The sequence below is a fragment of the Cupriavidus necator N-1 genome (assembly GCF_000219215.1).
Classification (GTDB): Bacteria; Pseudomonadota; Gammaproteobacteria; order Burkholderiales; family Burkholderiaceae; genus Cupriavidus; species Cupriavidus necator.
Genome location: NC_015726.1, coordinates 523,370 through 537,320, shown reverse-complemented (window position 1 = coordinate 537,320; position 13,951 = coordinate 523,370). Strand labels below are relative to the sequence as shown.

Genomic DNA, 13,951 nt, shown 5'->3' with positions numbered 1-13,951 from the left:
TAATCCGTCATTCATAGTGATCGAACTGGGTCGTCGGCACCGGCTTGGCCGATACGGGCTCATAGCCCGGTACGTTCAGGCGCAGGATGTTCAACGGGTTGGAACCGATCTTGGAAAGGCCACGGAACTCCACCTGCAGGAAGACCCGCCCGGTGTAGCCATTCGTGGTGTTGCGGAAGCGCTGGTAGACCACGCGGCCAACCCAGCAGTCGGCGGCGTACTCGACACCGGCCAGCGCGTCGACCATCTGGCTCGCGGTCAGGTCGAAGGCAAAGCGTGCGATGCCATAGGCACGGCGCGTGATCGGCCACTGGCTCGACACCTCGAACTGGTCGATCGCGGTGTTGTCGGTCACCGAGGTCGGGCGGCGGTAGCGGTAGCCTGCGTTAATCACCTTGCGCGACTCGGGCCGGTAAGAGAGCGCCACGTTGCCGTAGTTGATCCGGTCGCTGTCCGGGTTGTACTGCACGCCAGCGTCCAGGTAATAGCCGCGGAACATCTGGATGGTGGTGGCCGCCAGCAGGTCCGAGAAACCCGCCTTGGGATCCGCCAGCGTGCTGTTGATCTGCACGCGCTGGCCGGTGAAGTCATAGCGCTGCGCGATGGTGCCGCGGAAGCGCTCGATGCCAGTGTCGGCTTCGATCAGGCGCGTGGTCAGGCCGCCGGTCAGCTTGTTGTTGTCGGCAATGCGGTCGTAGCCGGTGAACGGGTTCTCGCTGAAGATCTGCCCGTAGCCGAAGTCGGACTGCACCGTGTCGAACAGCGGGAACTGGCTCTGGTCGCGGAACGGGGTGTACACGTAGAACAGGCGCGGCTCCAGCGTCTGCACATAGTTCACGCCGAACAGGCGACTGACCGTCGGTGCCTCGCGCTCGAACGTCATGCCCGAATCCAGGCTCATGGTCGGCAGCACGCGCGAGAAGTTATTCTGCGCCGTAGGCGTGTTGGAAGCCGCCTCCATCTGGTACTGCGCCGCGTTGAAGGTGACCTTCGGCGTCACGTACCAGCCCGCCCGCACGATCGGGTAGCTGATGCTCGGCTGGATATACATGCGCTCGCCCTGTGGCTGCTGAAGGCCGGTGGACGTCAGCGGAATGCGGAAGCGCGTGTAGTCCGCTTCCACCTGCACGTCGAAGCCACCCAGGTCATAGCGGATGTACTTGCCGTTGAGCTGCGGCACGCGCTCGTACGACGGCTCGCTGGGGCGCAGCGTCTGGAACTTCTGCACCCGCGCCAGCACCGTGAAATCCTGCCAGTTGTAGGTAACGCCGCCTTCCTGCAGGTACTGGCGTTGCGCGGACTGCGCAACGCTGCGATTGAAGTCGTCCGGGTATTGGTCGTCCGATACCCGGTTCACGTTCAGGTAGGCATTGAGACCCTTGGCCAGGTTCTGGTTATGCTGGACCGAGTAGGCCCAGCGGTTTGAATTGGTCTTCTTGTCGTCCGGCAGAAACTCGGCGCGCAGGCGCCCGTTGTAGCCCTGGCCAAGGTAACGGTACTCACCGCCGAGCTGCAGGCCACGCTCCGTCATCAGACGCGGATAGATGGTCAGGTCGCGGTTCGGCGCAATGTTGACGTAGTACGGCGTGGTCAGGTCGAAGCCCGAACGCGAGCTGTAGCCCATCAGCGGCGCCAGGAACCCGCTGCGGCGCTCGTCGTTCAGCGGAAAGCTGAACGCCGGCGCCGCCGCGATCGGCACGCCGAAGAAGTTCAGCACGCCGCCGTAGGCCACGCCCACCTGGCGGTCGTTGTCCAGGTCGATCCGGTTCGCGCTGAAGTACCAGTCGGCGTTGTCGGGCGAACAGGTGGTGTACGACGCGTGCCTGGCGGTGCTGCGGTCCTTGTCCAGGAAGTCGATGCGCTCGGCCTTGCCCGTGCCGCCGGTCTGCTGGAAATAATAGTCCGGCGACAGCATGTAGCCTTCGTTGGCCTCGACTTTCATCCGCGCCTCGGGGCCGACCGCCAGCGTGCCGCTGCGCGACATCCGTACATTGCCCTGCGCGAAGGCTTCGTCGGTGTCCTGGTCGTAGGTCAGCTTGTCGCCCTTGATCGCACCGCCGTCACGGCGCAGCTCGGCATGGCCTTCCAGCTCGACGCCACGCTCGCTGTAGCCGGTCATGCGGTCGGCCTCGATAAAGGTCGGGCCGCCGGGGCCGGCGTCTGACTGTTTGCCGGGTTCGGCAAGCCGCGGCACCAGTTCGCCGGACTCCACCGGAAGCTGCGGCGCTTTCGGCGCGGCTTCGAACACTGGCTCGACCTGGTCGAGATCGGGGATCGCCGAACCGGACATCTGGGCGTGTGCGCCGGCCGACAGGCTGGCCATGGCCAGCACCAGCGGCCGCAGCGCGCCCGCGTGCAGGCCGCCGGCGCGCCTGGCTCGGGCAGGAACGCTGGTTGGGGCAGGCGAAGGCAAGGCCCTGTTGTTCGGTGATCGTTGTTGTTCGGTCATTCGCACGGGTTGTCAGTCTCGGCGTCGGCTGCGGCCCGCCTGCAAGCCGCCAGCCCCTGCCGGAGCAGGCTGCGGGGCACCGAATGGCCCCTCCCGGGGGCCACCCGGCGCCCGGGTCTGGTCGGGTATTATACGGGGCAACCTAGGGTCCCCTTCCCGCTTACTTTCGGTTTCATTTCCACTCTGCGCCCGTTCCCCACACGTATCTGTATGGCAGCTCTCTCCCACGACCCGCGCCTGGACCAGCTCAAGGCCTGGGTATCCGGACTCGGCCCGGCATGGTCCGCCGATCCCGATTCCTGCGCCCCCGCCTCGGCCGACGCCAGCTTCCGGCGCTATTTCCGCGTCAGCACCGGCCATCCGGCGCATCCCACGGCCATCGTGATGGACGCCCCGCCGGCGCACGAGGACTGCCGCCCGTTCATCCATGTGTGCGGGCTGTTCGGCGCGGCCGGCGTGACCGTGCCGACCGTGCTGGCGCAGGACCTGGAGCAGGGTTTCCTGCTGCTGGCCGACCTCGGCAACCAGACCTACCTGTCGCGGCTCGATGATTCCACCGCCCACGGCATGTACGCCGACGCGGCCGCCACGCTGGTCCGCATCCAGGCCGCCACCCGCCCCGGCGAGCTTCCGGCCTACGACCGCGCGCTGCTGCAGCGCGAGCTCGACCTGTTCCCGCAGTGGTACGTGGCCAAGCAACTGGGAGCCAGCCTGACCGAGGCCCAGCAGGCTGATCTGCACGAAGTGACTGAAACGCTACTCGCCAATAATCTTGCGCAGCCGCAGGTCTACGTACACCGCGATTTCCACTCGCGCAACCTGATGGTGCTCGACGGCGGCGCCAACCCGGGCGTGCTCGACTTCCAGGACGCGGTGATCGGCCCGATCACCTACGACGCGGTCTCGCTGTGGCGCGACGCCTATATCGAATGGGACGAGGAGCAGCAGCTGGACTGGCTGATCCGCTACTGGGAGCGCGCGCGCAAGGCCGGGCTGCCGGTCAATGCCGACTTTGGCGAGTTCTATCGCGATTTTGAGTGGATGGGCCTGCAGCGCCACCTTAAGGTGCTGGGCATCTTCGCCCGCCTGTACCACCGCGACGGCAAGGACGGCTACCTGGCCAACCTGCCGCTGGTGATGAAGTACACCCGCCAGGTGGCCGGCCGCTACACCGAACTGCGCAAGCTGATCCGGCTGCTGGACGCGCTCGAAGGCGTGGCCAGCCCCGCCGGCTACACGTTCTGACGCCGTGCCCGACAACGAGCCGGTTCTGCCCGACCACCACGCCCCCGCCATCACCGCCGCCGGCGAATGGCTGGCCGGCGCGCGCGCGCTCGCGCCGATGCTGCTGGGCGTGGTGCCGTTCGGCCTGATCTATGGCGTGCTGGCCGTCGGCGCCGGCATGCCGGCGTGGCTGGCCTGCGCGATGAGCGTGGTCGTGTTCGGCGGCGCCTCGCAGATGATCCTGACCCAGTTGTGGACCGCCGGCACCCCGGCAGTGGTGATCACGCTGACGGTGGCCATGGTCAACCTGCGCCACGCGCTGTATTCCGCCACCATCGCGCCCACGCTCGCGCACCTGCCGCGGCGCTGGAAGGCGCTGATCGCCTACCTGCTGACCGACGAAGCCTTTGCCGCGATGACGCACCGGCTTGGCGACAGCGGCCCGCGCGCCCGCTACCGCCACTGGTACTACTTCGGCGGCGGCTTCGCCCTGTGGGCCAGCTGGCAGCTGTCGACGCTGGCCGGCGTGCTGGTCGGCGCCCAGGTGCCGCGCGACTGGCCGCTCGATTTCTTCCTGCCGCTGACCTTCATCGGCATCATCGTGCCGGGCCTGAAGCACCGCTCGCACGTGGCCGCGGCGTTGGCCGCCAGCGTGCTGGCGGTGGCCTGCTACAGCCTGCCGCACAAGCTCGGGCTGATGGTGGCGGCGCTCGGCGGCATTGCCGCGGGCATGCTGGTGCTGGGCCGCGGCAACCGCCCCGGGCCACGCCCGGCCAGCCGTGGCGCCGATGCCGCGCCAGGCGGACCGGCCGGCAAGGGGGCCGCATGAGTGCGATGACCCTGCTGTGGGTCTTCCTTGCCGCGGGCCTGGCGACCTTCCTGATCCGCCTGTCGTTCATCGCCGTGGAAGGCCGCGTGCGGCTGCCGTCGTGGTTCCGCACCGCGCTGCAGTTCGTGCCGGCAGCGATGCTGTCGGCGCTGATCGCCCCTGACCTGCTGATGCAGCATGGCGAGCTTGCCCTCACCCCCGCCAACGCGCGGCTGGTGGCCGGCGTGGTGGCCATCCTGATCGCCGCTCGAACCCGCAGCGTGGGCTGGACCATCGCCGGTGGCATGGCCGCGCTGCTTGCCCTGGAGGCTCTGTTCTGATGAAGGCCATGATCTTCGCCGCCGGCCGCGGCGACCGCATGCGTCCGTTGACCGATACCTGCCCCAAGCCGCTGCTGGCGGTGGGCGGCAAGCCACTGATCGTCTGGAAGATCGAGGCGCTGGCGCGTGCCGGCCTGCGCGACATCGTCATCAACCATGCCTGGCTGGGCGCACAGATCGAAGCCGCGCTGGGAGACGGCAGCCGTTTCGGCGTGCGGCTGGCCTATTCTGCCGAGGGCACTGCGCTGGAAACCGCCGGCGGCATAGCACAGGCCCTGCCGCTGCTGTCCGCGCACCCGGAGCGCGGCGAGATCTTCCTGGCCGTGTCGGGCGACATTTTCTGCGACTACGACTTCCGCAGGCTGTTGCCTCGCGCGCACGACATGGCCGGCGCGCCCGCCCCGCGCATGCACCTGGTGATGGTGCCCAACCCGGATTTTCACCCGAACGGCGACTTCACCTTGGAACCGAACGGCCTCCTGACGCTCGACGGGACACTGGCCAACGGTGGCGAACGGCTGACATTCGGCAATATCGGCCTGTACGACACGCGCCTCTTCACCGCCATCGAACCTGGCACCAAAATGCCGATGACACCCTACTACTGGGAGGCCATCGAGGCTGGCGCTGCTACCGGCGAACGCTTCGACGGACGCTGGGAGAACGTGGGCACGCCGGCGCAGCTGGCTGAGCTGGATGCGGCGCTTGCGGCAGCAGCGCCTGTGGCGGCGCACGGGCGCTAAGTCGACTGACTGGGCAGGCTGCCCGGAAGATCCCGCGGCCAGCAAGGCGCCAGCGGCGGTAGAATCGCCCTGATCCTCCTCATCCCAGGCCCTACCATGTCCTCACCCGACAACGCCCTCCTCGCCGCCTGCCGCGACCGCCGCGCCCGTGTGCTGCAGCACCTGCGCGCCGGCGGCGGCGGCGTGGCGATCCTGCCCACGGCGCCGGAAGCCATGCGCAACCGCGACAGCGACTACCCGTACCGGCACGACAGCTATTTCTATTATCTGAGCGGCTTTACCGAGCCTGATGCCGTGCTGGTGCTGGTGGCCGGCGCGCCGGGCGACCCCGCCGATGCCGACCGCAGCATCCTGTTCTGCCGCCCCAAGCATGAAGAGCGCGAAATCTGGGACGGTTTCCGTTTCGGCCCGGAAGGCGCGCGCGCCGCCTTTGGCTTTGACGAAGCGCATTCGGTCGAAGAGATCAATGCCGCGCTGCCGCCGCTGCTGGCCAACCGCGCGCAGATTGCCTACCCGCTGGCCGACTCGACCCGCACCGACGTGCAGATGCGACGCTGGCTGGACGCCGTGCGCATGCAGGGCCGCGCCGGGGTGGCCGCGCCGTCGGTTGCGCTCGACATCCGCACCGTGCTCGATGAAATGCGCCTGTTCAAGGATGCGGGCGAACTGGCCACCATGCGCCGCGCGGCGCAGATCTCCGCCGGGGCCCATGTGCGCGCCATGCAGGCCACCCGCGCCGGGCTGCGCGAATACCACCTGGAAGCAGAACTGCTCTATGAATTCCGCCGCCATGGCGCGCAGAGCGTGGCCTATAACTCGATCGTCGCGGCCGGCCCCAACGCCTGCGTGCTGCACTACCGCGCCGGCCCCGCCGAACTGCGGGACGGCGACCTTTGCCTGATCGATGCCGGATGTGAGTTCGACGGCTACGCCTCGGACATCACCCGCACCTTCCCGGTCTCGGGCCGCTTCTCGCCGGCGCAGCGAGAGCTGTACGACCTGGTGGTGGCCGCGCAGGACGCCGCCATTGCCGAGACCCGCGCCGGCGTGCCCTACAACGTGCCGCATGACGCCGCCGTGCGCGTGCTGGCCCAGGGCATGCTCGATACCGGCCTGCTCGACCGCAACAAGGAAGGCACGCTCGACGACGTGCTGGCCAGCGGCAGCTACCGCCGCTTCTACATGCACCGCACCGGCCACTGGCTTGGCATGGATGTCCATGACGTGGGCGAATACCGCGTGGCCAGCCACGGCGGCGAGGGCGAGCGCCCGTGGCGGCCGCTGCAGCCGGGCATGGTGCTGACCATCGAGCCCGGCATCTATGTGCGCCCGGCCGAGGACGTGCCCGAGCGCTACTGGCATATCGGCATCCGCATCGAGGACGACGCCGTGGTCACCGACGGCGACTGCGAGCTGATCACGCGCGGCGTGCCGGTGCTGGCCGACGAGATCGAGGCGCTGATGCGCGATAACGCAAATGCTGCCGGAGGTCTGCGATGATCGGCTGGCTGCGCAGGATCTTTCCGGGCCAGGCCCGCAGCGGCAGCAATGCTGGCAGTACCCGCCGGCCCGATCCGTCCGAACCCTTCATCATCAACCTGTACGACGACCGCGTGGTGGTGCACCGCCCCGACGGCCAGCGCGAGGAAGTCGCCTGGGACGCGCTCGAGCGCGTGGTGGTGCGGGTGTCCGACCGCGCGCCCTGGGCCGGCACGGCCTGGCTGATCCTGATCGGCACGCCCGATTCGGGCCAGGGCTGCGTGGCGCCGCTCAATGCCGCCAACCATGTGGCACTGCTGGAGCAGCTGCGCGCACTGCCGGGTTTCAATCACCAGAAGCTCGAGAACGCGCTGCGCGACGCCGCGGCGGGCAAGTCGCGCTCGGATGCGATCTGCTGGAAGCGCGATACGGCAGCACAAGCGGAGGCGGATGCGGGTCATGCAGGAGGCAGCGACGATGCCGGCCGCGCAGCCTGATTTCCACGGCCTTCGCGACATCGCCATCGTCGGCGGCGGCCCGGTCGGGCTGGCGCTGGCCTGCCAGCTGCTGCGCACGACCGGCTGGCGCCTGACGCTAGTCGATGCCGCCACCCCGGCGCGCGCCGCGCGCGATCCGCGCGCGATCGCGCTGTCGCATGGCAGCCGCCAGCTGCTGGAGCAGATCGGCGCCTGGCCGGTGCCCGGCAGCCCGATCGAGCACATCCATGTCTCGCAGCGCGGCCGCTTCGGCCATGTCCGGCTGCACCATGACGACTACGGCGTGCCGGCGCTCGGCTACGTGGTGCGCTACGGCGACTTGTGCGAGGCACTCGAGCGCGCGCTCGCCCATGCCGCGCAGGCGGCGGGCGAAGGCCGGCTGCAGCGCGTGTTCGAGACCCGCATCGACCAGATCGCACAGGATCCCGCGCCGCGCGCCGCGGACGACCCCGATGCCGGCACCGTGCAGCTGGCCGGCACCGGCCACGACGGCGAGGTAGCGCACCTGGCCGCGCGCCTGGTGGTGCAGGCCGAGGGCGGGCTGTTCCACCAGCAGGCCGCCCACCAGGGGCGCGGCGCGCGCACGCGCGACTACCGCCAGACCGCGGTGATCGCCCATGTGACCTGCTCGCGCCCGCAGCCGGGCTGGGCCTGGGAGCGCTTTACCGAGGAAGGCCCGCTGGCGCTGCTGCCGCACGAGGAGCACGGCGTTTCGGGCTATGCGCTGGTGTGGTGCTGCCCGCCGGACCAGGCCGCGCGGCGCATCGCGTTGCCGGAAGCCGAGTTCGCGGCGGAACTGGGCCGGGCCTTTGGCGACCGCATGGGCCATTTCACGCTGGCCGGCAAGCGCCATGCCTTCCCGCTCGGCCTGAATGCCGCACCGGTGACCGTCAACGGCCGCGTGGCGGCGGTCGGCAATGCCGCGCAAACGCTGCACCCGGTGGCCGGCCAGGGGCTCAACCTGGGCCTGCGCGACGCCTTCGCGCTGGCCGATTCGCTGCGCAGCGCCTGCACGCCGCAGGCGCTGCAAGCCTTCGCCAGCCGCCACCGGTTCGACCGCGCCGTCACCATCGGCGTGACCGACCTGCTGCCGCGCGTGTTCGGCATCGCCTACCCGCTGGCCGCGCACGCGCGGGGCGCGTCGCTGGCCGCGCTGGCCTGCCTGCCGCCGCTGCGGCATGCGCTGGCGCGCCACATGATGTTCGGAATGCGCCACTGACCTCAGGCAGTGGCGCAAGCGCCACGCGCATGGCGGCGTTTGCGCCACGGCCCCTGCCCGGATGCGCTCCGGATGCTCAAATCTTGGGCAATGGCGACGGTTTGGCGGTAGAATCCTGCCCTCGCACATGTCCCGATCCAACGCCGGCAGCAGTTTCGGCAGGGGCATGTTTTTCCGTTTCGTCTTCCGTCTCAGAGCAGGCCGTCCCGATCCCTTCCCTGGCGCCATCCGCGCCGCGAAGGCGCTACGGTCACCGGGACAGCCTCTCAGAACCGCCGCCCAATCGTGCAGATCGGACCTCACCAACTCCGCAACAACCTGTTTGTCGCCCCGATGGCGGGCGTGACGGACCGGCCCTTCCGCCAACTGTGCAAGCAGCTCGGCGCAGGCTATGCGGTGTCGGAAATGGTGGCGTCCAACGCACAGCTGTGGAAGAGCGAGAAGACCATGCGCCGCGCCAACCATGCCGGCGAGGTCGAGCCCATCGCCGTGCAGATCGCCGGCGCCGAGCCGTCGATGATGGCCGAGGCCGCGCGCTACAACGTGGACCGCGGCGCGCAGATCATCGACATCAACATGGGCTGCCCGGCCAAGAAGGTGTGCAACGTCGCCGCCGGCTCGGCCCTGCTGCAGAACGAGCCGCTGGTGGTGCGCATCGTCCAGGCCGTGGTCGGCGCCGTGGGCGACCGGGTACCGGTCACGCTGAAGATCCGCACTGGCTGGAACCGCGAGAACCGCAATGCGCTGCGCATCGCGCACATGGTCGAGGACGCGGGCATCAGCATGCTGACCATCCACGGCCGCACCCGCGCCGACCTGTACCATGGCGACGCCGAGTACGAGACCATTGCCGCGGTCAAGGCAGCGGTCTCGATCCCGGTGGTCGCCAACGGCGACATCACCACGCCGCAGAAGGCAAAGCAAGTACTGGCGCTGACCGGCGCGGACGCGATCATGATCGGCCGCGCGGCGCAGGGCCGGCCCTGGCTGTTCCGTGAGATCGAGCACTTCCTGAAGACCGGCGAGATGCTGCCGTCGCCGGAAGTGGCCGAGATCCGCGCCATCATGAATGCGCACCTGGAAGACCACTACGACTTCTATGGCGAATTCACCGGCGTGCGCACCGCGCGCAAGCATATTGCCTGGTACACGCGCGGGCTGCGCGGCGCCAACCTGTTCCGCCACCGCATGAACACGCTGGAGAGCACCGCCGAACAACTGGCGGCGGTCAATGCGTTCTTCGACGAGCAGGCGCAGATCTCTGACCGGCTGGTGTACGTGGACGACGCAGCACAAGACCAAGACGAAGCGAACAACAACAAAAACGGGGAGTTGCTTGCCGCATGAGCCGCAACGCTATCGACCAGTGCATCCGGGAAAGCCTGGATACGTACTTTCGCGACCTGGACGGCGAAGAGCCGTCCAATATGTACAACATGGTGCTCGAGGCCGTCGAACGGCCGCTGCTGGAAGCCGTGATGGTGCGCGCCGAGCGCAACCAGTCGCTGGCGGCCGCATACCTGGGCATCAATCGCAATACGCTGCGCAAAAAGCTGCAGCAGCACGGTTTACTTTGAATTTGAAGCATCTCCCACAGCCATGATCAAGCAAGCCCTACTCTCCGTTTCCGACAAGACCGGCATCGTCGATTTCGCGCGCGAACTGAACGCGCTCGGCGTCACGCTGCTTTCCACCGGCGGCACCGCCAAGCTGCTGGCCGACAGCGGCCTGCCCGTGACGGAGGTGGCCGACTACACCGGCTTCCCGGAAATGCTCGACGGCCGCGTCAAGACGCTGCACCCGAAGGTGCACGGCGGCATCCTGGCGCGCCGCGACCTGCCCGAGCACATGGCCGCGCTGGCCGAGCACGACATCCCGACGATCGACCTGCTGGTGGTGAACCTGTACCCGTTCCAGCAGACCGTGGCCAAGGATGACTGCACCCTGCCCGACGCGATCGAGAACATCGACATCGGCGGCCCGACCATGCTGCGTTCGGCGGCCAAGAACCATCGCGACGTGACCGTGATCGTCGACCCGGCCGACTACGCCGTGGTGCTCGATGAAATGCGCGCCAACGCCAACAGCGTCGGCTACGACACCAATTTCCGCCTGGCCACCAAGGTGTTCGCGCACACCGCGCAGTACGACGGCGCCATCACCAACTACCTGACCAGCCTGGGTGCCGACAAGTCGCACCAGGCCCGCAGCGCCTACCCGCAGACGCTGAACCTGGCCTTCGACAAGGTGCAGGAAATGCGCTACGGCGAGAACCCGCACCAGTCCGCCGCGTTCTACCGCGACCTGAAGGCCGTGGACGGCGCGCTGGCCAACTACGTGCAGCTGCAGGGCAAGGAACTGTCGTACAACAACATCGCCGATGCCGACGCGGCCTGGGAATGCGTCAAATCGTTCGACGCCGCCAACGGCGCCGCCTGCGTCATCATCAAGCATGCCAACCCGTGCGGCGTGGCGCTGGGCGCGAATGCGCTGGAAGCGTATGACAAGGCCTTCAAGACCGATTCGACCTCGGCCTTCGGCGGCATCATCGCCTTCAATGTCGAGCTGGACGAAGCCGCCGCTCAGGCCGTGGCCAAGCAGTTCGTCGAAGTGCTGATCGCCCCGTCGTTCAGCGCCGGCGCGCGTGCCGTATTCGCGGCCAAGCAGAACGTGCGCCTGCTGGAAATCCCGCTGGGCAAGGGCATCAACCAGTATGACTTCAAGCGTGTCGGCGGCGGCCTGCTGGTGCAGAGCCCGGACGCCAGGAACGTGCAGCCGTCCGAGCTGCGCGTGGTGACGCGCCGCCACCCGACCCCGAAGGAAATGGACGACCTGATGTTCGCCTGGCGCGTGGCCAAGTTCGTCAAGTCCAACGCCATCGTGTTCTGCGGCGGCGGCATGACGCTGGGCGTTGGCGCCGGCCAGATGAGCCGCGTGGATTCGGCCCGCATCGCCAGCATCAAGGCGCAGAACGCCGGCCTGACGCTGGCCGGCTCGGCCGTGGCCTCTGACGCGTTCTTCCCGTTCCGTGATGGCCTGGACGTGGTGGTCGACGCGGGCGCGACCTGCGTGATCCAGCCGGGCGGCTCGATGCGCGACGACGAAGTGATCGCCGCCGCCGACGAGCGCGGCATCGCCATGGTGGTGACCGGCACGCGCCACTTCCGCCACTAAGCACTGGCAGGCTTGCGGTCTTGCCTGGCAAGACCGCCGGCTCCCGAAGCGGTTTCGTTCTCCTGCAAGGGAAAGCGAAACCGCTTTTTGCATTAGGTGCCGGCGCAAAAGGCAATACACTAGCGACGGTATCCCACCCTACCCAGTTCATGCGAATCCTAGGCATCGACCCCGGCCTGCGCACCACCGGCTTCGGCGTGATCGAGAAGCACGGCAACAAGCTTGCCTACGTGGCCTCGGGCACGATCACGAGCGACGGCAATTCAACCCTGCCGGAACGGCTGAAGACGCTCTACGACGGCATCAGCGAAGTGTCGCGCACCTATGCACCCGACTGCGCGGCGATCGAGAAGGTCTTCGTCAACGTCAACCCGCAGTCCACGCTGCTGCTCGGCCAGGCCCGCGGCGCGGCAATCTGCGGGCTGGTGGGCTACGGCTTGCCGGTGTTCGAGTACACCGCGCTGCAACTCAAGGTGGCGGTGGTCGGCTACGGCCGCGCCAACAAGGCGCAGGTGCAGGAAATGGTGACGCGGCTGCTGATGCTGCCCGGCCAGCCCGGCAGCGATGCGGCCGATGCGCTCGGCGTGGCGATCTGCCATGCCAACGGCAGCGATACCCTGGGCACGCTGTCGGGCCTGGCGCCCGACCTGGTGCGCAAGGGCATGCGCGTGCGGCGCGGGCGGCTGGTCGGCTGAGCACGGCCAGCGGCTGGCGCTTGCTGTGCCCGCTCCCCCATCTTTTACAATCGGGCCTTGGTCTCACCACAGGAACGCTGCATGCCTAGCCAGTCCCGATTGAGCGCGCCGCGTTGGCGCGCAGCCAGCCTCTTCCCTGTTCTTGCCTTCCGGCGACGGCTGTTCCCGGCCGCTGCGGCCTGCGCCGTGCTGGTCGCCGGCTGCGCCACCGCGCCGCGCCCTAAGCCCGTGTCCGCGGCTCCGGTGCCGGCACCCGCCGCGAGCGCTCCGCCTGCGGCCGCCGCCACCCAGCCTCCCAGGCCGCTGGTGATCGCCCACCGCGGCGCCAGCGCGCTGCGCCCGGAACATACGCTTGCCGCCTACGCCAAGGCCATCGAGGACGGCGCCGACGCCATCGAGCCCGACCTGGTCATGACACGCGACGGCGTGCTGGTGGCGCGCCACGAGAACGACATCACCGGCACCACCAACGTGGCCGAACTGCCGCAGTTCGCCGAGCGCAAGCGCACCAAGGTGATCGACGGCGAGCGCCTGAGCGGCTGGTTCACCGAAGACTTCACGCTGGCCGAGCTCAAGACACTGCGCGCGCGTGAGCGCATCCCGCGCCTGCGGCCGGCCAATGCGCGGTTGAACGACCAGTTCGAGGTGCCGACCTTCGACGAGATCGTGCGGCTGGCCGAGCAGGCCTCGCTGCGCACCGGCAAACCCATCGGCATCTATCCCGAACTGAAGCATCCGAGCTATTTTCGCGGCATCGGCCTGCCACTTGAAGACAAGCTGGCAGCGGCCTTGCGCGCGCAGCCCTACTTGCGCCAGGCGCCGGTGTTTATCCAGTGCTTCGAGAGCGGCAGCCTGCGCGCGATGCGACGCACGCTGGGCCGCGGGCTGCCCAACGTGAAGCTGGTGCAACTCATCGGCAACCCGCGCAAAGGCCCCGCGGACTGGAAGCTTGCCGGCGACCCGCGCACCTTCGACGACATGCTGAGCACGACCGGCCTGCGCGAAGTGGCGGCCTACGCCGACGGCATCGGCCCGGAGAAGAGCAGCGTGGTGCCACGCGATGCGCAGGGCGCGCTGGCTGCGCCGACGCCGGTGGTGCGCCAGGCGCATGCTGCCGGGCTGTTCGTCCATCCCTACACCTTCCGCCCGGAAAACAGCTTCCTGCCCAAGGCGCTGCAGACCGGCGGCGACGACGCCACGCGCAGCCCGTCCGGCATGGAGCGGGAGGTGCAGGCCTTTATCGCGGCCGGCATCGACGGCTTCTTCACCGACGACCCGGCGCTGGGCCGCCGCGCGGTGGATACGCCGGCGCGCTGATCCGG

General features: G+C 68.5%; 13 protein-coding genes. 12 read left to right on the top strand and 1 reads right to left on the bottom strand.

Annotated elements, in window-relative coordinates:
• Positions 1–7: 7 nt before the first annotated feature.
• Entirely contained in the window at positions 8–2,449 is a 2,442-nt protein-coding gene (locus CNE_RS02625; RefSeq protein WP_013955591.1) for an LPS-assembly protein LptD, read from the bottom strand.
• A gap of 210 nt (positions 2,450–2,659) precedes the next feature.
• Between CNE_RS02625 and CNE_RS02620 the strand changes: the two genes are divergently transcribed.
• The 12 genes from CNE_RS02620 to CNE_RS02565 all read left to right on the top strand — a co-directional run bounded on the left by CNE_RS02620 (position 2,660) and on the right by CNE_RS02565 (position 13,946).
• Positions 2,660–3,694, top strand: coding sequence for an aminoglycoside phosphotransferase family protein (locus CNE_RS02620; protein ID WP_013955590.1), 1,035 nt, complete (start codon positions 2,660–2,662; stop codon positions 3,692–3,694).
• Between the two features lie 4 nt (positions 3,695–3,698).
• Positions 3,699–4,502: an AzlC family ABC transporter permease gene (locus CNE_RS02615; protein WP_013955589.1), complete on the top strand. Its 804-nt coding sequence runs from the start codon at positions 3,699–3,701 to the stop codon at positions 4,500–4,502.
• Positions 4,499–4,822, top strand: coding sequence for an AzlD domain-containing protein (locus CNE_RS02610; RefSeq protein WP_010813881.1), 324 nt, complete (start codon positions 4,499–4,501; stop codon positions 4,820–4,822). Before CNE_RS02615 ends, CNE_RS02610 begins: the two co-directional genes overlap by 4 nt.
• A complete protein-coding gene (gene murU / locus CNE_RS02605; protein ID WP_013955588.1) occupies positions 4,822–5,565 on the top strand; it encodes an N-acetylmuramate alpha-1-phosphate uridylyltransferase MurU in 744 nt (247 codons plus the stop codon). Before CNE_RS02610 ends, murU begins: the two co-directional genes overlap by 1 nt.
• A gap of 96 nt (positions 5,566–5,661) precedes the next feature.
• A complete protein-coding gene (locus CNE_RS02600; protein WP_013955587.1) occupies positions 5,662–7,065 on the top strand; it encodes an aminopeptidase P N-terminal domain-containing protein in 1,404 nt (467 codons plus the stop codon).
• Positions 7,062–7,541 carry a hypothetical protein gene (locus CNE_RS02595; protein WP_013955586.1) on the top strand — a complete coding sequence of 160 codons (480 nt, stop codon included), beginning with the start codon at positions 7,062–7,064 and terminating at the stop codon, positions 7,539–7,541. Before CNE_RS02600 ends, CNE_RS02595 begins: the two co-directional genes overlap by 4 nt.
• Complete coding sequence (locus CNE_RS02590; protein WP_013955585.1) at positions 7,522–8,760, top strand: UbiH/UbiF/VisC/COQ6 family ubiquinone biosynthesis hydroxylase; 1,239 nt, start codon at positions 7,522–7,524, stop codon at positions 8,758–8,760. Before CNE_RS02595 ends, CNE_RS02590 begins: the two co-directional genes overlap by 20 nt.
• A 285-nt stretch (positions 8,761–9,045) precedes the next feature.
• The gene (gene dusB / locus CNE_RS02585) at positions 9,046–10,107 is read left to right on the top strand and encodes a tRNA dihydrouridine synthase DusB (RefSeq protein WP_013955584.1); all 1,062 of its coding nucleotides are present in this window, start codon (positions 9,046–9,048) and stop codon (positions 10,105–10,107) included.
• Positions 10,104–10,337, top strand: a complete 234-nt coding sequence (locus CNE_RS02580; protein ID WP_010813887.1) for a Fis family transcriptional regulator — start codon at positions 10,104–10,106, stop codon at positions 10,335–10,337. Before dusB ends, CNE_RS02580 begins: the two co-directional genes overlap by 4 nt.
• A 22-nt stretch (positions 10,338–10,359) precedes the next feature.
• Positions 10,360–11,934, top strand: a complete 1,575-nt coding sequence (purH, locus tag CNE_RS02575) for a bifunctional phosphoribosylaminoimidazolecarboxamide formyltransferase/IMP cyclohydrolase (RefSeq protein ID WP_013955583.1) — start codon at positions 10,360–10,362, stop codon at positions 11,932–11,934.
• A gap of 149 nt (positions 11,935–12,083) precedes the next feature.
• Positions 12,084–12,629, top strand: coding sequence for a crossover junction endodeoxyribonuclease RuvC (ruvC, locus tag CNE_RS02570; protein ID WP_013955582.1), 546 nt, complete (start codon positions 12,084–12,086; stop codon positions 12,627–12,629).
• Positions 12,630–12,710: 81 nt separating this feature from the next.
• Complete coding sequence (locus CNE_RS02565) at positions 12,711–13,946, top strand: glycerophosphodiester phosphodiesterase (protein ID WP_013955581.1); 1,236 nt, start codon at positions 12,711–12,713, stop codon at positions 13,944–13,946.
• Positions 13,947–13,951: the final 5 nt, after the last annotated feature.